Source organism: Kribbella sp. NPDC023972, from assembly GCF_040639075.1.
GTDB lineage: Bacteria > Actinomycetota > Actinomycetes > Propionibacteriales > Kribbellaceae > Kribbella.
In genome coordinates this window covers 1,417,390-1,438,407 of record NZ_JBEZZH010000001.1, presented here as the reverse complement: position 1 = coordinate 1,438,407, position 21,018 = coordinate 1,417,390, and the positions used below count along the sequence as shown (strand labels likewise).

19 protein-coding genes are annotated in these 21,018 nt (G+C 68.3%); 16 read left to right on the top strand and 3 right to left on the bottom strand.

All coding sequences use genetic code 11. The features are described 5' to 3' along the window. Positions 1–68 precede the first annotated feature (68 nt). Positions 69–641: a dihydrofolate reductase family protein gene (locus AB0F43_RS06715; RefSeq protein ID WP_360471590.1), complete on the bottom strand. Its 573-nt coding sequence runs from the start codon at positions 639–641 to the stop codon at positions 69–71. Between the two features lie 309 nt (positions 642–950). Between AB0F43_RS06715 and AB0F43_RS06710 the strand changes: the two genes are divergently transcribed. Further along, positions 951–1,256 carry a hypothetical protein gene (locus AB0F43_RS06710; protein WP_360471587.1) on the top strand — a complete coding sequence of 102 codons (306 nt, stop codon included), beginning with the start codon at positions 951–953 and terminating at the stop codon, positions 1,254–1,256. 100 nt (positions 1,257–1,356) lie between these two features. Here AB0F43_RS06710 and AB0F43_RS06705 read toward each other — a convergent pair whose 3' ends face one another. Next, complete coding sequence (locus AB0F43_RS06705; protein WP_360471584.1) at positions 1,357–1,767, bottom strand: cupin domain-containing protein; 411 nt, start codon at positions 1,765–1,767, stop codon at positions 1,357–1,359. Between the two features lie 333 nt (positions 1,768–2,100). Between AB0F43_RS06705 and AB0F43_RS06700 the strand changes: the two genes are divergently transcribed. The 8 genes from AB0F43_RS06700 (at position 2,101) to AB0F43_RS06665 (ending at position 8,714) form a co-directional block, all read left to right on the top strand. Then, the gene (locus tag AB0F43_RS06700; RefSeq protein ID WP_360471581.1) at positions 2,101–3,120 is read left to right on the top strand and encodes a zinc-dependent alcohol dehydrogenase family protein; all 1,020 of its coding nucleotides are present in this window, start codon (positions 2,101–2,103) and stop codon (positions 3,118–3,120) included. Between the two features lie 250 nt (positions 3,121–3,370). Beyond that, positions 3,371–3,721, top strand: coding sequence for a cyclophilin-like fold protein (locus tag AB0F43_RS06695; RefSeq protein WP_360471578.1), 351 nt, complete (start codon positions 3,371–3,373; stop codon positions 3,719–3,721). Between the two features lie 25 nt (positions 3,722–3,746). Further along, positions 3,747–5,030, top strand: coding sequence for a multidrug effflux MFS transporter (locus AB0F43_RS06690; protein ID WP_360471575.1), 1,284 nt, complete (start codon positions 3,747–3,749; stop codon positions 5,028–5,030). 259 nt (positions 5,031–5,289) lie between these two features. Beyond that, positions 5,290–5,577: a hypothetical protein gene (locus tag AB0F43_RS06685; protein ID WP_360471572.1), complete on the top strand. Its 288-nt coding sequence runs from the start codon at positions 5,290–5,292 to the stop codon at positions 5,575–5,577. A 141-nt stretch (positions 5,578–5,718) separates the two neighbouring features. Further along, entirely contained in the window at positions 5,719–6,603 is an 885-nt protein-coding gene (locus AB0F43_RS06680) for a DUF2268 domain-containing putative Zn-dependent protease (RefSeq protein WP_360471569.1), read from the top strand. Positions 6,604–6,613: 10 nt separating this feature from the next. Then, positions 6,614–7,372: a MerR family transcriptional regulator gene (locus AB0F43_RS06675; protein WP_360471566.1), complete on the top strand. Its 759-nt coding sequence runs from the start codon at positions 6,614–6,616 to the stop codon at positions 7,370–7,372. Between the two features lie 314 nt (positions 7,373–7,686). Beyond that, positions 7,687–8,358 (top strand): hypothetical protein, encoded by a 672-nt coding sequence (locus AB0F43_RS06670; protein WP_360471563.1) that lies wholly within the window; start codon positions 7,687–7,689, stop codon positions 8,356–8,358. Positions 8,359–8,429: 71 nt separating this feature from the next. After that, on the top strand, positions 8,430–8,714 hold the full coding sequence (locus AB0F43_RS06665) for a hypothetical protein (RefSeq protein WP_360471560.1): 285 nt from the start codon (positions 8,430–8,432) through the stop codon (positions 8,712–8,714). Positions 8,715–9,960: 1,246 nt separating this feature from the next. On the opposite strand, the gene AB0F43_RS06660 is transcribed toward AB0F43_RS06665, so the two are convergent. Next, positions 9,961–10,707 (bottom strand): phosphotransferase, encoded by a 747-nt coding sequence (locus AB0F43_RS06660; RefSeq protein ID WP_360471557.1) that lies wholly within the window; start codon positions 10,705–10,707, stop codon positions 9,961–9,963. 301 nt (positions 10,708–11,008) lie between these two features. Here AB0F43_RS06660 and AB0F43_RS06655 point away from each other — a divergent pair, with 301 nt between their 5' ends. The 7 genes from AB0F43_RS06655 to AB0F43_RS06625 all read left to right on the top strand — a co-directional run bounded on the left by AB0F43_RS06655 (position 11,009) and on the right by AB0F43_RS06625 (position 21,018). Beyond that, positions 11,009–11,506, top strand: a complete 498-nt coding sequence (locus AB0F43_RS06655) for a hypothetical protein (protein ID WP_360471554.1) — start codon at positions 11,009–11,011, stop codon at positions 11,504–11,506. Between the two features lie 87 nt (positions 11,507–11,593). After that, entirely contained in the window at positions 11,594–12,451 is an 858-nt protein-coding gene (locus AB0F43_RS06650; protein WP_360471551.1) for a cytochrome c, read from the top strand. A 159-nt stretch (positions 12,452–12,610) separates the two neighbouring features. After that, positions 12,611–15,277, top strand: coding sequence for a LuxR C-terminal-related transcriptional regulator (locus AB0F43_RS06645; RefSeq protein ID WP_360471548.1), 2,667 nt, complete (start codon positions 12,611–12,613; stop codon positions 15,275–15,277). A gap of 194 nt (positions 15,278–15,471) precedes the next feature. After that, positions 15,472–15,954, top strand: a complete 483-nt coding sequence (locus AB0F43_RS06640; protein ID WP_360471546.1) for a DUF1269 domain-containing protein — start codon at positions 15,472–15,474, stop codon at positions 15,952–15,954. 75 nt (positions 15,955–16,029) lie between these two features. Continuing rightward, a complete protein-coding gene (locus AB0F43_RS06635; protein ID WP_360471543.1) occupies positions 16,030–17,559 on the top strand; it encodes a leucyl aminopeptidase in 1,530 nt (509 codons plus the stop codon). After that, entirely contained in the window at positions 17,556–19,229 is a 1,674-nt protein-coding gene (locus AB0F43_RS06630; RefSeq protein ID WP_360471541.1) for an AbgT family transporter, read from the top strand. Before AB0F43_RS06635 ends, AB0F43_RS06630 begins: the two co-directional genes overlap by 4 nt. Beyond that, positions 19,222–21,018: an SLC13 family permease gene (locus tag AB0F43_RS06625; RefSeq protein ID WP_360471538.1), complete on the top strand. Its 1,797-nt coding sequence runs from the start codon at positions 19,222–19,224 to the stop codon at positions 21,016–21,018. Before AB0F43_RS06630 ends, AB0F43_RS06625 begins: the two co-directional genes overlap by 8 nt.

The window sequence follows — 21,018 nt, the reverse complement described above, 5'->3', positions numbered from 1 at the left end:
GGGCCTCGACACTCGGGCCCGAACACCACACCCCGATACACGGGTTCTGCGAGGTTGCGCGTGCAAGATCAGGCCCGGTGGTACCAGGTCACGGTCGCGCCGTTGCTGAAGGTCCGGGTGTCTGTCGGCGTGAACAGCGTGGGGCTGAAGCGCCCGGTGAAGGCCGGGATGCCGTTGCCGGCCACGACCGGGTAGCTCTTGACGACCAGTTCGTCGATCTCCGGCAGTACGGCGCCCGCGAGCTTGCCGCCGCCGCATAGCCAGATGTGTTTGCCGTCCTCCTTCTTGAGCCGTTGGACCAGTTCGACCGGGTCTCCGGCGTACAGCTTGACGGCTGGGTCGTCGACGCGGTCGATGGTGGTGGAGACGACGTACTGTGTCAGGTGGGCGTAGGGGCTCGCGACGCCGATATCGAGCGCCGGCTGGTACGTTCCGCGGCCCATCAGCACGGTGTCGAAGTGCCGGTTCGGGACGTCGGGCATGCCGAGCTGGGCACGAAGATGGGTGGGCACGCACTCGGGATAGTTCTCTTCCAGCCAGGCGGCCATGTCGCCTGCCAGCGGGTAGAAGTCGATCTCCCCGCCAGGACCGGCGATGTACCCGTCGATGCTGAGCCCGACGTAGTAGACAAGCTGTCGCATCTTCCACCTCACCCGTCGTGTGCCATGGTCGCGGGGCCGATCGACACCCCGCCCTCTTCAGGCGCGACAGGTGTCGTCTACGAGCAAACCACCACGAGCTGTCTCCCGACCAGCCGCGGTCGACCCCGCCCCGGTGCGGGCGGGCGACGACGGCGACTCCCCGTAACGGGTTCGCCGGGCGCGTGAACGGAGACGACGACGGGTACTCCGAAACGACCGACGCGGATGCCGGCGCCGAGCGACGCCGGTTGACCACGAACGAGGTGTGCTTGTCCCGGCACCGCCGGGGCGGCGCGGAGAGGAAACGAGATGGCAGACAACACCGAGGAATCGCATCCGGGCGAGACCCTCGAGACCACCGATCACGACACGATCAAGGACTGGGCCGAACGCCGCGGCGCGAAACCAACCATCGTCGAGGGAACCGAGGAGGGCCCCGGTGCCGGCGTACTGCGGCTCGACTTCCCGGGGTACGGCGGCGACAACCTGCGCGAGGTCTCCTGGGACGAGTGGTTCGAGACGTTCGACCGCAGCGGACTCAAGGTGGTCTACCAGGAGCACAAGGCCGACGGCGAGGACAGCAACTTCGTCAAGCTGGTCAAGGCGGACGACTGACCCAGCCCCACAAGTGCTCTTGGCCGTGGTGCGACGGGCGCGGGTTGCTCGACCGGTTGATTCGTCCCTGTGCCATGTGAACCGCCAACGGGACGGCGCGTCATGCGATGGGCGGCGCGGCCTCGTACTCGCCGTCCGTGACGGGGTCGAGCCAGTGCACGACGTCGTGGTCGGAGTCCCCTTCGTTGATCGCCACGTGGACCATCAGCCGGTTGGGAGCGGCGCCGTGCCAGTGTTCCTCGTCGGCCTCGAAGAGCACGCGATCGCCGGGCCGGATGACCTCGATCGGGCCGCCGCGACGCTGGCACAGGCCGACGCCTTCGGTGACGAAGACGGTTTGGCTCAGCGGGTGACGGTGCCAGTGGGTGCGTGCGCCGGGCATGAAGTGGACGAGGTTCGCGGTGACCCGCGAAGGCGGCGGGGCCGCGGCGACCGCGTCGATGTAGACGTCGCCGGTGAACCAGTCCGCCGGGCCTTTGGCGGTGTCGATGGAATTGCGGGTGATCTGCATATGGGTTCCTTCAGTTGCTGTTCGTCGGTATGTCGGCCGGAGCGGTCCAGGAGGCGAGGAGTTGGAGCCCCCCGGCGGCGCGGGCGGCCCGATGTCGGGATCCCGTCAGCGGCTCGGAGTGAGCCGGCGCGGCGAGTCGTGAGGAACTCGCGCACCTCTTGCTTGTTGTCCACGACTACGACGGTAGACGGCCGCGCACGGTCGGACAGTGCGGAAGGGTGCCCTGCGAGTACACCCATCGACAGGGACTTCTCCGCGCCGGTCTGCGCGCGTTGACTCGTTGAGTGGTCCCTGATCGGGGCCGCCACACCCAGCGATGAGAAGGAGCGCGCGATGCGCCAGGTTGTCATGTACGGCCCCGGGGACGTACAGGTCGAGGACCGTGAGGACCCGAAGATCGTCGAGCCCACCGACGCGATCATCCGCCTGGCGGCAACCTGCATCTGCGGCAGCGACCTCTGGCCGTACCGAGGCGCTGAGCCCGTCGACCACCAGGTGATGGGCCACGAGTACGTCGGCGTTGTCGAAGAAGTCGGCGACGAGGTGCGCACCGTGAGGGTCGGTGATTTCGTCGTCGGATCCTTCTGGGCCTCGGACAACACCTGTGAGATCTGCCAGGCCGGCTACCAGGCGTACTGCGTGCACCGCGTCCTGATGGGCACGATCGGCACTCAGTCCGAGCGGGCCCGAATCCCGTTGGCCGACGGTGCTCTCGTCGCCACGCCGGGGATGCCCGACGCCGATCTGATCCCGTCGCTGATGGCGGCCTCCGACGTGCTCGGGACCGGCTGGTTCGCCGCCGTCGCCGCGCAGGCCGGTCCCGGCAAGACGGTCGCGGTCGTCGGCGACGGTGCCGTCGGCCTGCTCGGGATCCTGGCGGCGAAGCAACTCGGCGCGGAGCGGATCATCGCCTTCAGCCGGCACACCGATCGCCAGGCGCTGGCCAAGGAGTTCGGCGCCACCGACATCGTCGAAGAGCGTGGCGAGGACGGTGTTGCCCGGGTCAAGGAGCTCACCGGTGGCCTCGGAGCCCACTCGGTGATCGAGGCCGTCGGCACTCAGGAAGCCATGATGCAGGCGATTCACTCCACGCGGCCGAGCGGACACGTCGGGTTCGTCGGTGTCTCGCACGACGTCGCGATTCCCGGCGACGAGCTGTTCATGGCCGGCGTCCACCTCCACGGCGGCCCGGCCCCGGTCCGGCAGTACCTGCCCGAACTAGTCCAGCTGATCTGGGACCGCAAGATCAACCCCGGCAAGGTCTTCGACCTCACCCTGCCGCTGGAGCGCGCCGCCGAGGGATACCAGGCCATGGACCAGCGCACCGCTACCAAGGTCCTTCTCACCGTCTGACCGAGTCCAAGCCTGGCTGAGAGGACCGATGAAAGCCACACGTCATGTCGCTACCGCCGTACTAACCACAAGTGTCGCGTTAGCCCTGACTGCGTGTGCACCCGACAACAGCCAAAGCGGTCAATCCGAGGGCCGCCTCACGGCGCCGACCAGCAGTGCCTCCGTCGACCAGCCGGCCGGCCCGCCATCAGGCGGTCAGCAATCCACCCGGCCCAGCTCACCGCCCCCGCGCAGTACCGAAGAGGACGGGATGAGAATTCAAATCACGATCGGTGATCAGCACTTCCAAGCCACCCTCGACGACAGCGCCGCCACTCGCGAGCTGGCCGCGCAACTTCCGCTCACCGTCGAGATGAGCGACCACGGTGGTGTCGAGAAGACAGGCGCGCTGCCGGCCCCGCTGTCCCTCGACGGTCAGCCGGCCGGCGCGGACCCCGACGTCGGCGACCTCGGCTATTACGCCCCAGGCAACGATCTCGTCCTCTACTACGGCGACCAGTCCTACTTCGACGGCATCGTCGTACTGGGCCGCATGCACGATGACGCCGCCGAGCGCATCGCGAACATAAACGGCTCCATCACAGTCCGGCTCCAGCCCTGACACTTCCGCGACCTGAAGAGGCTTGATGCAACAGGTTCCACTGCACCCCGACGTCGCCAGGTCGACGCCACCCCTGGCGCAGGCACGTCGCCAAGCCCGGCTGACCGCCGGACTGGTCGCGACCGTGGTGTTCTTGACCGCGATCGCGCCCCTGGCCACCGACATGTACGTCCCGGCGTTCCCGCAGGTCGCCGGCGACCTGTCCAGTACCGCGACGCAAGTCCAGTTGACGCTGACAACGTTCTTCGTCGGCATGGCGCTCGGGCAGCTGATCGGCGGTCCGGTCTCGGATCAACGCGGCCGGCGGATTCCGTTGCTCGCTGCGCTGCTGGCCATGACCGCGGCCTCGATCGTCTGCGCGCTCGCGCCGACCATCGGGGTGATGACGGTGGCCCGGCTCGTCCAGGGATTCGCCGGCGGATGGGCGATGGTGATCGGCCGGGCGATCATCGTCGACCTGGCCACCGGCACCCAACTGGTCCGGGTACTGAACGTCATCGCCGCGGTCGGCGGCATCGCTCCCATCGTCGGCCCGCTCCTCGGCGGGCTCATCTTGCAACTGTCCCACTGGCGGGTCTCGTTCTGGCTCGTCGCAGTGCTCGGTCTTGCGATGACGTTGGCGGCCCTGGTCGCCGTGCCCGAATCGCTCCCGCGCGAGCGCCGTCACGCCGGCGGGCTACGCAACTTTCTCGCCGCCGGACGCATGGTCCTGGCCAACCGGGAGTATGTCGGCTACCTGGTGGTCGCCGGGGCCGCGATGGGCGCTCTGTTCGCCTATGTCGCCACCTCCGCGTTCGTCCTGCAGAGCATGAACGGGCTCTCGCCTATCGCGTACTCCATCGACTTCGCGGCCAACGCCGTCGGGATGACAGTCGCTGCGCTGATCGCGGCCCGGCTCGCTGGGCGGGTCTCCACCCGCAAGCTCATCCTGGGCGGCCAGATCGCTGCTTTGGCCGCAGGTATTGCCATGCTGGCCGGCGCCTTGTGGCTCGGCACCCCGCTGCTTCTCGCGCTCGTGTGCTTCTTCGTCCTGATGACCGCCCAGGGGCTCATGATCCCCAACGGCGGCGCCCTCGCGTCCGCCGCCGTCCCCGAGCACCCCGGCACCGGATCAGCCGTACAAGGATTCGTCCAATGGGTTGCCGCGGGAACCATCGCGCCGATCGCAGGCCTCGGCGGCGAACACACCGCCGTACCGATGGCCATCCTCATGACCGTCGGCGCCGCCGTCTCCACGGTCGGACTCCTGGTCCTGGCCAAGCCGAAACCCACAGAGACGGCCAGCAGCCGGGGCAGGACAGCGCCGTAGGCCACGATGATCGGAGCCGCAACCGTTCCTTTCTCGCCCGCCGACCGACCATCTGCACGTAGTTCCAGGCACCGCCGCGACTTCGAGCTCCGGCGTCGCAGCACACGCCACCCGGCACGCCGTGAGCTCGCGCGCCCTCGGGGCTGCAGGATCCGGTCGGCAGGGTGTTGGAGCGCGGTTGGCTTGAGTGAGGGCTAGGAGCCGTCACACTGGGAGTTACCAACGCAACGTCCAGTAACCACCGAGCCGAAGGATTCGCATGAGCGTGTTCGACATGTTGAAGAACAAAGCCTCTGAACTGCTGCAGGGCGCCAGCGAGAAGGTCAGCGACGCGACCGGCATCGACCTTCCGGTCGGCGATGCCGCCGACCAGGTGTCGGAGTCTGCCGCCGGCCTCGGCGAAACCGCGCAAGGATATGCCGACACCGCGGGCGAACACGTCGACGCCGCGACCGGTCTCGACCTGCCGGTGGATGGCGTCGCCGACCAGGTGACGCAGGCTACTGACGGCCTTGGCGAGGCAGTCGACCCGAGGCAGAAGCCCTGAGCATGATCTGCAGAGGAGCGGCGGTGGGGGGCGTTTGCTTGGGTGGGGTACGCCGCCGCACTCAGAGCGAGGGCGGCGGCGAGGAGGAGACTGCGCCGCTGGTTTGACCTTGACGCTGCGTCAACTTCTAGCATCGGGGCCATGTCCATCACTGTTCTTGACACCTACTCCGCCATGCGGCGGATCCTGCTGGCCCCGGTCGCGGACCGCGTTGACCTGCTGCGTTCGATGCTGGAGGCCAACAAGGGCATGTACCGCTATAACCCCGGCGAGGTCGACTTGGTTGCCCTGCACCTCCAATCGTCCGGGTTCCCCATCGACCGCGACGAGGAGCGTTGCCTGGACGCGCTCGAAACCCTGGCGGCGGCCGGGGCCTGGGAGCGGATGCAACGCGCGCTCGACGACGCTCTCGCCGTACTGCTGGAGGCGACGCCGGGGCTGGAGGCCCCAGATATTACGGTGCTGTTCGTCCTCGGCGATCCGGGTGACGAGCACTTCATGGGTCCCTGCAAAGGAGTGACCGGGTTCGGCGGCATCTCGGGCCACATCGCCATCACGCTCTGGCCCTTCCCCGAGAACGTGGAGCGGCTGGAGGCCACCGCCGTGCACGAACTCAACCACAACCTGCGTTACAGCCCGGACGGGGTCGTGTGGGACCCGATGACCGTCACGGTCGGCGAGCACGTCGTCGGCGAGGGGCTGGCCGACGCCTTCGCCCGGCAGCTCTACGGCGACGAGCTCGGCCCCGCCCGCATCGGCGTGCCGCACCTGCACGACGACGAGGTCTTCGGCAAGGTACTCACCGGGCTCGACGTGACTGGCATGCAGAACTTCACCGCCTGGGTGCACGGCGACCCCAGCGCCGAGCGCTTCGGCCTCACCCCGGTGGGACTGCCGATGGGCGCCGGGTACGCCGCGGGCAACCGGCTGGTCGACACCTACCTGGCGGCGACCGGGCAGACGGCGGCGCAGGCCCTCCACGCCGACAGCTCGGAGATCATCGCCGCCACGCTCCGCCGCAGGTAAAACTGGAACGATGGAGTGGACGATCCAGGAACTCGCGACCAGGGCCGGCATCACCAGCCGCACCCTGCGCCACTACGACCGCGTCGGGCTCTTGGCCCCGTCCCGGGTCGGCGCGAACGGGTACCGCTACTACAACCCCCCTGCGGTCGCCCGGCTCCAGCGGATCCTGCTCATGCGCCAGCTCGGCATGGGCTTGCCGGCCATCGCCGAGGTCCTGGCTGACGAGGTGGACACGTGCGACGGGCTCCGCGCCCACATCGCCGCACTGGAAGAGGAACGGGACCGCATCGAACGGCAGATCCGGTCCGTGCGTCACACGCTCGAGGCCCTGCAGGCGGGGGCGGAACCGCGGATGGACGTCATGTTGGCGGGGTTCAACGACCTCTACAAGGACGAGGTGATCTCACGCTGGGGCGAGCGCGCGTTCCAAGTGAGCAACGAGTGGTGGCACGGCAAGACCCTCGACCAGCAGCGGGCCTGGAAGCAGGCCACTGACGACCTCGTCGCCGCATGGGTCGCCGCAGCGAAGGCCGGGGTTTCCCCGACATCGGAACACGCTCAGTCACTGGCCGCCCGGCACGTCCAGTGGCTGAGCCAGATCCCGGGTACCCCCACAGCCGACGGCGATCGGGAGCGCTCGATCGAGATGGTGAAAGGTCTGGGGGACATGTACGTCGACGACCCCCGCTTCGCCGGCATGTACGACGACGCCGCGGGGGCGACGTTCGTCCGCGACGCACTGCAAGCGTACGCGCGGACCCGGATGTAGCTCGCGTGGTTCGCAAACTCCTCGCGGAGTGGCTGGAGCTGACACCTGAGGAGGCTGCCGAGGCAATCGTGAGCATGACTCCGGCAGCCGAGGGTGGTTCGACGCCGCCAGGGGTAGCTTGAGGAGACGTCAAATGGGCCTGGCACGGGGACCCCTGTCGAAGCGCCTCGTGTTTGACCGCCGACTGCCCGGTGGTCCCGTGGTCGCTCGAGCGTCTGGCCACCAGGGCCTGCGGTAGTTAGCGCCTACGGCGGCTTCAACAGGCTCTGTGTGTGCGGTAACTTCTGAGCGTCGCCTGACGAAAGGCAGCAGTGATGGCCGGCGATCACCTGCCCGGAGCGCAATTCGCCCGCATTGGTCTTTGGCTGATTCCTGTCTATGGAGCATTGCTGGCTCTCGGGACGATTACCCATCAACCTGACTACAGGACTGATTTTCAGGATTACGCCGAGTACATCACCACGGACTGGTTCCTGGTGAGTCACCTCGTGGCGAGCATCGCAGGCGCCGCGCTCGGAATACTCGGCATCATGGCGGCACTTGCCTTCCTGGTTCGCGCTCGTGCTGCGACTCCGGCGATCCTCGGCGCCGCATGCTTCATCGTCGGGAATGTGTTCGTCACGGCGGTCGTCGGTGTCGCCGCCTTCGCACAGCCCGCGATCGGCGAGGCCTTCCTCGACGGTATGGCGGGGGTGCGTGAGCTGAATGAGAACGTCTATGGAACGCCGCTCTTCGCGACCGCGGGCCTCGGATTGCTCTTGTTCCTCGCGGGCGGGATCTTGCTCGGCGTCGCCATCGCTCGCCTCCGCGGACCACTGCGATGGGTCGGCATTGGCTTCGCCGCAAGCACTCTCCTCTTCGTGCTGGGCTTCTTGTTCCTCGACGTCGCCCAGCCAGTCGGAGGTGCGCTCTTGGCCGTGGTGGGCGTCGTGCTCGCGCTTCGCCTGCCGAGCGTCGCGGTTCCGGCGCCACGGATCACTGAGTAGGCCCACCGTCAGCAACGGTCCGTTGGTAGGCGAGCGTCGGCGGCGCCCTCGGATCGCTTCGTCATCCCGAAGTGGTGATCGCCGGCCGCTACACCGGCGCCGGCGAACTCGTCATGGTCGGCCGCACGGTGCCACTGACCGCAGCCCAGTCCGCCGAGTTCGACGCTGTACTGAAGTGCGCGCGGCGAGGCGCCCGTGGGCCGAACGAGAATCAGCCCCAGCGGTGGGCCGGCCGCGGGTCGAAGAAGCCGGTCGCCAAGGGGCAGCTGCTGGTCGTGATCGATGTCCTTGCCGACGCCCCAGAGGCCGGTCGTGGCGCCACGGACTCCGCTACGCCAGCTTACGAGCGGACCTGAGGCCGGAGGATGTCCCGATTCTGACTGAAACTGGCCGCAGCTGAAGTAGGTGAGTGATCAGGCCGAGGGCCGCCGAGAGTCGCCTATCTTGCTTCAAGTGCTCTAGGCAGGAGGCAATAGCGCGGTGGCGGGGAAGCGGTTCGAGAGCGCGAGTATGGCTTTGCTGCCGGGGCAACGGGTGCGGGTCAAGGTTTCGAGCCGTCACCCATGGGGAGTGCTAGTGACCATCGTTGGTCATGAGGACGTCGGCGCATCCATCGACATAATCGAGCAATTTGGTGCTCAGGCGACCGACGACGCCACGCTTGAACCGTTCTATCCGGCTGTAGGCGATGAGCTTGAAGCGGTCGTACAGCAAGTGCGTCGAAACTCAGCGCCGGCCTGGGCGCGACTGAGTATCCGACCCGAGGACCTCGAGCTGTTCCAGTGGCCATGCGACTTCTGTAGCGAACGAACGGTCCTCAGCCCCGGCGGGAATGGCCTGGTCCTAGATGTCAGAAGCAACGACGGGCCGGGGCCACGACGGTCATCGCTCACCGAGTTTGCCTCGAGGATCGAATCGCTCATGGGAACACGGGCGAGCGAGCGCGGGTCCTCCAGGTCGGTCGGGGCGGCTGAGGTCCCAGCTGCGGTAGTGGTGGCACTCGGCACACGTCCCCAGGGAATAGTGCGGATTCCGATAACGCCTACTCCCAGCGTTGCGGGCAGGCTTGCGACTTGCGCCCGGAGGATCTTTCGACCCTTCCTGGTGATGGCTGCGGCTGAGTTGATCGCAGCTCTGCCGGTGGGGCCCGCCCGAATGTCGGGCGGTCCCCGGCGCTGGCGTTTCAACGCCGGGGACCTGAGACTGCGCCGGACCGCGGGCCGGCGCTGCCCTGATGAGCAGGTTCCCCGTGGGGGATGGGATATGTCCTCTGGGCCTCGGTAAGTGATCGGATCGCGGCATGGTCGGACACCTGGGCCAGGGCTGATCGACGTACGGAAATCAGGTCCAGCCGAGGGTTGCCACGAACTCGGGTCCGAGCAGTGCGCGCATTCGGGGCCGGTCGTCAGGAGCCACCTGATTCAGGACGTGTGCGACGGATTCGAGCGCTCGCACGTCGTCATCCGCTGTCGCGTCGTCTGCGCGTTCATCAACGAACCGAACGAGGTCCCGCAATGCCTCTGCGAGGAGCTCCGCAAACCGCATCGTTAGGCATGGGGGAACGGTAGCGGAAGTGGAACCTGCCGTCGGGCTGGTGCAGCCTCACATCCGGGATCTCAGCACGTCGAACTCGCAGCCTGGCGAGGACGGGTCGAAGCCGTGCTCGACCAGCCAGCGGACCGCCCACAGGCTTCGCAGCGACCACCACGCGCGGATCACGTCGAGGTCGACGTCGGTGCCGTAGCCGGCGAGGACGTCGCCAAGGTGCTCCTCGTGTCCGAGCGTCAAACTGGCGAGGTCGTACATCGCATCGCCCCGGCTCGCCTCGGACCAGTCGATCACGCCGGTGATCTTGTCGCCGTCGACGAATACGTGGGCGATCTGCAGGTCGCCGTGGGTGAACACCGGTGTCCACGGCCGCAGCGCGGCCTCGGCAATCCGGCGGTTGCGCGTGACCAAGTCGGCGGGAAGGATGCCGTTCGTGATGAGCCACTCGCATTCGCCGTCGAGGTGTGCTGCGATCTCGTCGACGCTCCGACCGGGCCATGGCGGCAGCGGGGCGTCGTGCAGCATCCGTGCGGCGGCACCCGCCGCGGCCCACGCCGCCGACGATGCGGTCGACGGCTCGCCGAGTCGGCCGAGTGCCGTCCCCGGGAGGGCGGCGAGCGCGAGCACGGGCGGCTTCCGCCACAGGATCTCCGGAGTCGGGATCGGCGCCAACGCCATCGCCTCGACCTCGACGTCGGTGCGAGTCTGATCAGCGTCGATCTTCAGGAACACGTCACCGACGCGCAGGGTCGCGCACTCGTGATGCGCGACGACGACCTCGACCTCCTCCACGTCGGCCATTATCGCGGGGCTGACCACCGGCGTCACCGGGACTATCGCGTGCGACTGCGCGCCACCGAACGCCAGCGGCGCAGGGGGACGGTGAGTTGGTTCACCCTGCCGGTGGGCCTCCATGGCGAGGTCGAAGCCGTGGTGTTTTCGGCTCGATGGCGTCGACCGCGCCGAGCGCGCGGGCTATGTCGCAGACGTACAGCTCGCGTCCACCGGACCGGCCACACGGTCATTTGTGGAACCACGGCAGCGGACTCTCGACCGAGGCTCGGTGCGGACGTAGGCTCCGGGTGGCTGCTAGGAGACTGCGATGAATCAAGGCCTGCTGAACTCATTGACAGATGCCGAGCGCCTGCTCGTGGCGGAGACTGAACGAGACGTGCTGAAGCGCCTGGACGAGGATGAACTGCTGGACTTGCACCAGCGGATCCGGCGGGTTCGGACGAAGTACGTGAAGAACTACCGGCGTGGCGCGAGTGCTGCCGTCGCGCAGGTGGGCGGGCGAGGCCAGTCCTATCCCAGGAATCAACGGGACCGGAACAAGGCGGAGTTGTTCGAGTCGGTGCTGGCGCGGGTGAGCCGGGAAGTCGCGACGGCCGCCAGGCGCGCGTCGATGGACCTTCGCAGCGAACGGCTCGCGGCGGCGCGATCGACCGGCGGCGCCGTGGCGGCTCCGGTCCAGGCCGATCGTCCCGCGCCGGAGGGCAGCCGGCGTCCGCGCGCGACCAAGACCACCGGTGGACTGAAGAAGGACGCGTCGACGCGAGCAGCCGGCGCCCGTCGCCAGGCCAAACGCGACGCCCGCTGACGAAGTCAGCGGATCACCCGATTCGGGTGATCCCGGCGGTCGAGGGGTCGTGTCTGCTGGTCCCGCGGCATGCCGGGAGGTGGGCAGATGCGCAGTGTGGTCCGGGCCCCACGGCTGTGGAGGAGGCATGGACTGGCCAAGGCCGTGGTGGTCGGTGCGGCGTTGGTGACGGTCGGCCTGACGTACGCCGTACTGGTGCCGAACGGCGCGGCGGGTGCGGATGGGCCACAGTCTCAGAAGATCGAGGAAGGCCGGCGGCTGTTTGCGGTCGGTTGCTCGAGCTGCCACGGTCTGAACGCTGACGGCGGGTCCAACGGAGAAGGACGGATGGCCGGCCCGTCGCTCGTCGGCGTCGGCGCGGCCGCGGTCGACTTCCAGGTCAGCACGGGACGGATGCCGGCCGTGCAGCCCGGCGCCCAGGTGCCGCAGAAACCTCCGGTGTACACGCCCGAGGAGATCGAGGCGCTGGCGGCGTACGTCGGCTCGCTCGGTCCGGGACCTGCGGTGCCGGCGGAGGAGGCGTACGACGTCAGCAACGCGACGCAGGAGGAGGTCGTCCGGGGTGGCGAACTGTTCCGAACGAACTGCACGGCGTGCCACAACTTCGCCGGTCGGGGTGGTGCGCTTCCGCACGGCCGCTATGCGCCGTCGCTGATGGAGACGACGCCGCGGAACATCTATCAGGCGATGCTGACCGGCCCCCAGCAGATGCCCGTCTTCTCCGATCAGGTGCTGGTCCCGGAGGACAAGCGCGCCATCATCGCCTACCTCGTCAGTCTGCAGGAGTCCAACGACCCGGGTGGCTTCGGACTGGGCCGGCTCGGGCCCGTGTCCGAAGGCTTGTGGGGATGGCTGGTCGGGATCGGTTTGCTCGTCGCCGTCGCGGTGTGGATCGGCGCCAAAGTGCCTCGGGTCGGAGGACGGAACGGGCAAACAAAGGATTGAATGCACCCGGTAACGCGCCCGCCGGGTGGGACCCTGTCCGAGCAATACGCCCTGTTGCCCCTGCCGCGATCGGCGCGAAGCAGTTAGCCTCGATATTTCGGGACGCAGGAATGGGGAAGCGCAGACCAGCACACGTCGGCCAGGGGAGGGGCGACGAGGGTGACCACCCCGACGCCAGACCAAGCGCGCGAGAGGTTCCAGCGCCCGGCCGGGGAAAGTGTGCCACGGCCGCCGCTGACGCTGGTGACTCGTGAGCGGTTGCACTCTGCTCTCGACCTCGGCGCTCGTGCTCCGCTGACGCTGCTGATCGCGCCGGCCGGCACCGGCAAGACCGTCCTGCTGGCCGACTGGGTTGCGCGCCACCGACAGTCGGGTGAGTCCGTGGCCTGGGTGTCCGGGCAGTCGCCCGGCTCGCTGGAGCAAACCCTCCACGAGGCGGTTGGCGCCGACGTGGCGGGTCCGCCGGATCCAGTCGTAGTCGACGACGCTCACCTGTTGCCGGCAGCGATTGTCGCCGACATGTCCCAGGTTCTGAAGAAGTCGCCGCACGCGGTCCGGCTCGTGCTGGCCACCCGGTACGACCTGCCGCTGCCGGTGCCAGAGCTCGAGTTGCGGGGGATGGCGTTGACGCTGCGGTCGGGGGATCTGCGGTTCAACGACGCCGAGGCCGCCGAACTCGTGCAGGCGCATGCGAGCAGCGCCACCGCGGACGACATCGTGATGTTCCAGGAACAGACGGCCGGCTGGGCGGCGGCGCTGGTGCTCGCGGCCCGGACCCTCGCTGCGACCGGGACCGCTGTCTGGCCCGTCGTCAACCAGCGGCCGGTGCTCGACGTGCTGCTCGGTGAGAGCCTGAGCACCCTCGACGAGCGGGTGCAGGCGATGCTGCTGAGCACTTTCGGGGCCACCGCCGTGACCGGGCCCCTGGCCGTGATGCTCAGCGGCGACGCCGACGCCGGCGCGATGCTTGCGGATCTCGCCGGCAACGGGCTGCTGGTGACGGCCTACGCCGACGGTTCCGGCGGCGAACCGCAGTATCGGTACCACCCGCTGCTCGTCGAATTGCTCCGGCGGCGGGCTGCCGGCAGCACCGACGACGCGCGGATCGTCGTCGCGGCGCAGCACCGGTCGGCGCTGTTCTACGAGAACCGGGGCGACGGCGCTACCGCACTGCGGAGCGCACTGGGCGCCGGTGACCCCGCACTGATCGCCCGGATCCTGCTCGGTCACGGGCCGGCGATGCTCGCCGCCGGCGATCTCGGTCTCGTCACGGCAGGATTCGAGGCCCTCCCGGACGGCTATCTCGTTGCCCATCCGCACTTGATCGGCGTTCGCGGGCTGCTGCGGCGCGTCTCCGGGGACATCGCCGGCGCGGTCATGGATGCGGCGTCGGCCGACGATCTGGCAGGTACGACGGATCTACAGCCGATGACCGCGGACGACGACGCGTTGCGGGCGGACGCCGTACTGCTGCGGCTGTGGGAATCCCGATATGGCTGGTATGACGTCCAGGCCGCGATCGAACGGGCGAGATCCCTGCTGGCGCTGGTTCCACCGGATGGCGACGGCCGGCGACGCGCCGTACTCGCGCCCGAGCGTCTTGCCTGGTTGCTCATCGAGCTTGCCGCGGCGGAGACCTGGGTCGACGAACTCGATGCAGCCCTCAGCCATCTGGACGAGGCACTCGTCACGGCACGGATGGCGGGCCATACGCGGCTGGTCGCGGGTGGCCTCGCGCACCGTGCCGTCGTGCAGTACGTGCGCGGCCAGGTGCAGAGCGCGGCCCAGTCCGCGCAGGCCGGTCTCGACGTGGTCGGCGAGCAGGGTCTACCGCTGGAGTACGCCGTCCGGGCCCACGTCGTGCTGGGATTCGCGGCCGTGAGCCAGCTGGATCTGGACAGTGCGTGGCACTGGCACCAGCTCGTGGTCGCGAACGCTGTGGCCGACTCGGACACGGTGGTCACGGCGTTGCGTGCGATCCTCCGTTCCGTGCTCCTGGTCGAGGACGGCCGGCTCGACGAGGCGTTGACGGAGCTCACCAGCGATCCCGCGGCAGCCGGGCCGTTACCGTCGTTCCTGTCCCGGGACCTGGCCCTGATGCGGTTCCGGCTGGCGGTTCTGGTCGGGGACCGGGCGGGTATCGAGGCGCAGCTCAGGGAGCTCGACCGGACCGGCAACAAGACCGAGGCCGAGCTGGCCCGGGCCATGCTCACGATGGGCCGGGGCGATCTGCCGGCAACCGTTGCGATGATCGATCAGTTCCTCAACCGACCGGACTTGTACCCTCCGATCGCGGCCACGGCAGCCTCGGTCCGAACCGTTCTGCTGGCCCGCATGGGCGATCTGCCTGCTGCCGATACCTCGCTGGTCGACACCCTGAACCGGGTGGCTCCGCAGCGAATCCTGCATGCCCTCATCCCGGCCGGTGGCGAACCGGCGTTCCTCGACCAGTTGCGCAGGCACCTCATGCGTCCGAACCCGCATCCGTTCGCCGCTATCGCGCTCGACAAGCTGTCGGGCTACCGGGACGGATCGAAAGAGTCCGGCGGAATGACGCTGCTGGCGCGAACCAGGCCGGATGTGCACGCCGCGCCACCCCATCGCCTCGATGCCGTCGTCAACGGTGCGCGGATCCGGTTGACGGTCCGTGAGGCGGACGTGCTCGAGCAGCTCGCGCTCGGCAGTTCGTATACCGAGATCGCCGCGGCGCTGTACATCACCGAGAACACCGTCAAGACCCACCTGATGTCGCTCTATCGCAAGCTGGGCGTGGAGAAGCGGTCCGCAGCCCTCAGAGTGGCCCGCACCGTCGGCCTGACCCAGTGAACCGGCAACCCGGCGGCTGATTCATCCCCCGCACCGGGTGATTGCGAGGGTTCCGGTACGACGCACTACCTGTGCCGGCGTGCAGGCTGGGCGTTCACAGCTCACCCTAATCGGAGGAGGACGGCGGCTCGGCCGATTGATGGGATGGGTCTCCAGGGCGATCTGTGGCGCACAACCCCATGGAGGAATCCGACATGACCCATCTGGTGGTGCTCGGTCTCGACAGTCGCGATGACGCGGAGCGCGTCGTCCAGCTGACTGAAGAGCTGGCCAGGCAGCAGTTGTTGCAGCGGGAGGACGCCGCCATCGCCTACAAGGACGACAAGGGCAAGGTTCGCATCCAGCAGACGATGAGCCTGACCGCGCCGGCCGCGGCCAGTGGCGCGCTGTGGGGCACGCTGATCGGACTGATCTTCCTGAATCCGATCGCCGGAATGGCGGTCGGCGCGGCGAGTGGGGCGCTCGCCGGCAAGCTGACCGATGTCGGCATCAGCGACCAGCTGATCAAGCAGGTCGGCCAGCAGTTGCAGGAAGGCAGGGCGGCCGTGTTCCTGCTCGCCAGGTCGGCCACCGTCGACCGGGTGGTCGACGCGCTCAAGCCCTACGGTCCGACGATCCTCCAGAGCAACCTGACCAAGGAGCGCGAAGAAGAACTCGTCCAGGCCCTTCAGGCCTGACCCGGTCCGCGGACAAGTGAGCCCTTGGAGTGTGCGCCGAGGTGACGACGCCGCGCTCCGGCCGAAGGAGATCTCGTGAACACGACCCCCGACGACTTCGATCCGATTCCGTCGACCCGGCACCGGGTGGCGATCGGCGTCGCCTCGTTGAAACATGCGGAGGCTGAGGCGGACGCGCTCGCCGTACCGGTTGCCCTCGGTGCGGAGCCGCGCGAGGAGCTAGGGACCAGCGCAGCCGGGTTGGCGTCCGCCGGGTTCACCGGCGAGCGTGGCCAGACGCTTGTTCAGGCGCGAGCGGATGGCCCGGTCCGCGTCGCCGTGGGGACCGGTGCGCCCGGCCAGATCGACGCCACGCTCGCGCGCGATCTGGCGGCGGAGTTCGCCCGCGCCGTCCCGTGGCACAAGCGTCTCGCGATCGAGGTCCCTTCCCGGGAGCTGGGTATCTCCCCTGCCGATTTCGCCCAGGCGGTGACCGAAGGGGTGCTACTGGCGCGCTGGCGGTACTTCGTCGGCAGGGATGCCGACCGTGCTCCGCTCGAGTCGCTGCTGGTGGTGGCGGGCGACGAGGATGCCGAAGAGGCCGGGATCGGGGTCGAACGCGGTCGTGTCATCGCCGCGGCGTACTGCCTGGGCCGTGACCTGGCCAACTGCCCGGCCACCACCCTGTCGGCAGCCCGGATGGCCGAAGTCGCCCTCGAGGTCGGTCCGCCGGCGGGTCTCGAGGTCGAGGTCTTCGGCAAGGACCAGCTGATCGAGATGGGCTGCGGGGGTCTGCTCGGCGTCAATCGCGGGAGTGTGGAGCCGCCCCGGATGATCCGGCTCCGGTACCAGCCCGAGCAGCCCACCGGACGGATCGCCCTGATCGGGAAGGGCGTCATGTACGACTCCGGCGGGATCAGCCTCAAGCCGAGCGACGAGTCGCACGCACAGATGAAGAACGACATGACCGGCGCCGCGGCCGTGCTCGCCTCGATGACGGCCCTGAAGGCCTTGGCGTGTACGTCGGTTGTCACCGGCTATCTGATGTGCACCGACAACATGCCTTCGGGGTCGGCCATGAAGCTCGGTGACGTGTTGAGGATGCGCAACGGTACGACGGTCGAGGTGCTGAACACCGATGCCGAAGGGCGTCTGGTGATGGCGGACGGACTGGCGCTGGCAGCGGAGGAGCCGGTCGACGCGATCGTCGACATCGCGACGCTGACCGGCGCCTGCCTGCGAACGTTCGGCGTCGAGATCGCCGGCGTGATGGGGAACGACCCGGCCGTGGTGGAGCAGTTGAGGCGCGCGGGTGACGTCGTCGACGAACCCGTCTGGGAGCTGCCTCTGCATAGGTCGTACCGATCGCAGCTCGACTCCTCGATCGCCGACTTGAGCAACATGGGCGGCGTCAACGCGGGATCCATCACCGCCGCACTGTTCCTCGAGGAGTTCGTCGACGGCCGGCCCTGGGCCCACGTCGACATCGCGGGCACGGCCCAGTTGCCGGCTCCGAGGACCTGGCGGAACAAGGGCGCGACCGGCTTCGGCACCAAGCTGCTGATCGAGTTCGCCCTCGAGTTCGCCCGGCGCCCGGAGGCCAGTTCCCGCGCGGCCCGGTCATGAGCTCCGCCGCGGCCCCGGAGAAGCCCGTCAAGAAGGGCGGGATGCAACGGGTTCTCGACGGCATCGAGCGCTTCGGCAACAAGGTTCCACACCCGGCCCTGATCTTCCTGGGGCTCATCGTCATCGTCATCACCACCTCCCAGATCCTGTCCTGGGCCGGGACGAGTGTGACCACCGAGGTCGCCGAGCCGGCAACCGTCGAGGTCGCTCCCGAGTATCCGCAGGGAACGAGCGTCCCCGGCAACGACGCGCCCCCGGCGCCGGCCGTGCCGGACTTCGAGGTGCACGAGGAGACGATCACCGCCGAGAGCCTGCTGAACGGCGACGGCATCCGGTTCATGTTCACCACGGCTGTCCAGAACTTCAACGACTTCGGTGTCGTCGCCGTCATCCTGGTGGCGATGATCGGGGTCGGTGTCGCCGAGGAAGCAGGTCTGATCGCGTCCCTGATCCGCAAAATGGTGAAAGTGGCGCCCAAGGGCGCGATCACCTTCATCGTCGTCCTGCTCGGCGGCATCTCCAGCGTGGCGTCCGACGCCGGTTATCTCGTCCTCATCCCGTTGGGGGCGGCCGCGTTCGCCTCGCTCGGGCGGCATCCGCTGGCCGGTATCGCGGCGGCGTACGCCGGGGTCAGCGCGGCCTTCTTCGTGAACATCCTGATCACCCCGGCCGACGGCATCATCACCGAGGTCACGAACGAGACGGTCGCGCTGGTCGCCCCCGACGTCAACCTCAACGTCACCCACAACTTCTACTTCAGCATCGCCGCGACGCTGTTCTGCGCACTGGTCATGACGGTGATCACCGAGCGCATTCTCGAACCCAGACTCGGCCGGTACGACCCGGCCGAGGCCCCGTCCGACGCGCCGGTTGATCACCAGCCCACCGACGAGGAGATGTCGCTGCAGTCGCGCGGGCTGCGGTGGTCGGTCTACTACCTGCTGGTCGCCGTCGCCATCGTCTCGGCGCTGACCTTCATCCCGGGGGCTCCGCTGCGCAACCCCGAGACCGGCGAGATCTTCGGGAACTCGCCGTTCATGAGCAGTCTGCTCTTCATCATCTCGATGCTGTTCCTCGCGGCCGGCCTCGGGTACGGCCGCGGCGCGAAGTCCCTGACCGGCAGCACGAACGTCATCAACGCCATCGTGAAGACGTTCAACGGCCTGGGCGGACTGATCTTCCTGATGCTGCTGATCGCCCAGTTCATCGCCTACTTCAACTACACGAACATATCGACCCTGGCCGCGACCGGTCTGGCCGACCTGCTAGAGCGGGCCGACATCGGCGCCCTGCCGTTGCTGATCGGTTTCATCCTGCTGGTCGTGATCATCGACCTGATCATGCCCGGCGTGATCCCGAAGTGGGCCATCCTGGCACCGATCTTCGTCCCGCTGTTCTACCGGCTCGGCATCGCGCCGCAGACCGTCGTCGCGGCGTACCGGGTCGGCGACGGACCGGTCAACGTGATCACGCCGCTGATGGTCTACCTGCCGTTCATCGTGCTCGTGTGCCAGAAGTACCGGAAGAGGGCCGGTATCGGCACGGTGGTGTCGATGATGCTGCCGTACACCTTCGTCGTACTGGTCGCGTGGATGCTCTTCTACATCGCGTGGTACCTGATCGGGATCCCGTGGGGCCCGTCCGCACCAGTGCATCTGAGCCATGGATGACAGCACGCTGAGCCTGATCATCCTGGGGCTCGCCGTTGCTTTGTTCGTCTGGAACAGACTGCCCGTCGACCTCGTCGCGGTGCTGGTCGCCCTGGCCCTGTGGGCGAGTGGCGTGCTGGACTTCACCGCCGTACTCGCGGGCTTCGGTGACCCGGTGGTGATCTTCATCGCGACGCTGTTTGTGGTGAGCGAGGGCGTGGACTCCACCGGCGTGACCGCTTGGGCGGGCCAGACGATCGTCAGGTACGCCGGTTCCACCGGGGCCCGGCTGTTGATCGCCGTCACGGGTCTGTGCGCGGTGTTGTCGGCCCTGATCACCCTCAACGGAGCAGTCGCCGCGCTGCTTCCGCTGGTGGTCATGCTCGCCGTGCGCGTCGGCCAACCGCCGTCGCGGATGCTGATGCCGCTGACCTTCGCCGGGAGCGCCGGATCGCTGCTGATGCTGACCGGCACCCCCGTCAACATCATCGTCTCCGACGCGGCCGGTGATGCCGGTGCGGGCGCCTTCCCGTTCTTCTCCTTCGCCGTGGTGGGTGTCCCGCTCGTCATCGGCACCATCGCCATCTCGGTGCTCCTCGGCCCCAGACTGCTGCCCGCGGCCCGGCCGGCGCATCCGACCGCGGATCTTTCCTTGCACGCCCAGACGCTCGACGGTCATTACGCGCTGCCGAACGGCCTCTACCGGCTGCGCGTGCGTGAGGTGTCGCCCTTGCTCGGACAGGAGGTGGGCGCTCTCGACCTCTCGCCGTACCCGGGCGTCGCCGTCGTCGGCGTCCAGGACGGACGGGGACAGACCCGCGAGGACGCCGCCATCGACGTCGGTGACGTCTTGGTGGTGACCGGTCCGCCGGACCAGGTCAGCAGCCTGACCGTCAACTCGTTGCTCGCGGTCAGCATGGAACCGACGCCGGTCGACAACCTGATGACCCGGGAAGCCGGTGTGGTCGAGGTCGTCATCCCGCCGCGGTCGTCCCTCGTCGGCGACACCGTCTTCCCGGGCATGCACCGGGGACCTGAGCTGGTCATCATCGCCGTGCAGCGGATGGGCAAGGACCGCGGCAACAGACACACCCAGTTGGCCGAGGGAGATGCGGTCCTCGTGCACGGCCCGTGGCCGGCTCTCGACGAGCTGACCCGGGACCGGGACGTCCTGCTCGTGGACTCGCCGGAACTCGTCCGGCGTCAGGCCGTGCCCTGGGGGCCGAAGGCATCGATCGCCGTCACCATCCTCGCTGCGATGGTCGTCCTGCTCGCGACCGCCGTCGTCCCGCCCGCGATGGCGGGTCTGCTCGCCGCGACCGCGATGGTGCTGACGAAGGTCGTCGGACCCCGACAGGCTTATCGCGCCATCGCCTGGGAGATCGTCGTCCTGATCGGTGCCCTGATTCCGTTGTCGGTCGCGATCCGGACCACCGGCGGCGCGGACCGCATCGCCGACCTGATCATGGACGCGGTCGGACCGGGCCGGCCGTACTTGTTGCTGCTGGCACTCTTCGTCCTCACCGCCGCGCTGGGGCAGATGGTCAGCAACACGGCGACGGTGCTGATCGTCGCGCCGATCGCGGTGGCGGCCGCCCAGGGGACCGGGACCTCCGTGCGCCCGGTCCTGATGCTCATCGCCGTCGCCGGGGCGGCATCGCTGCTGACGCCTATCTCCACACCCGCGAACATGATGATCATGAGTCCGGCGGGCTACCGCTTCGGGGACTATTGGAAGCTCGGCCTCGTCGTGATGGCCTGGTGGCTGCTCACGGGGCTGGTCGTCGTCCCCCTGGTCTGGCCGTTCTGA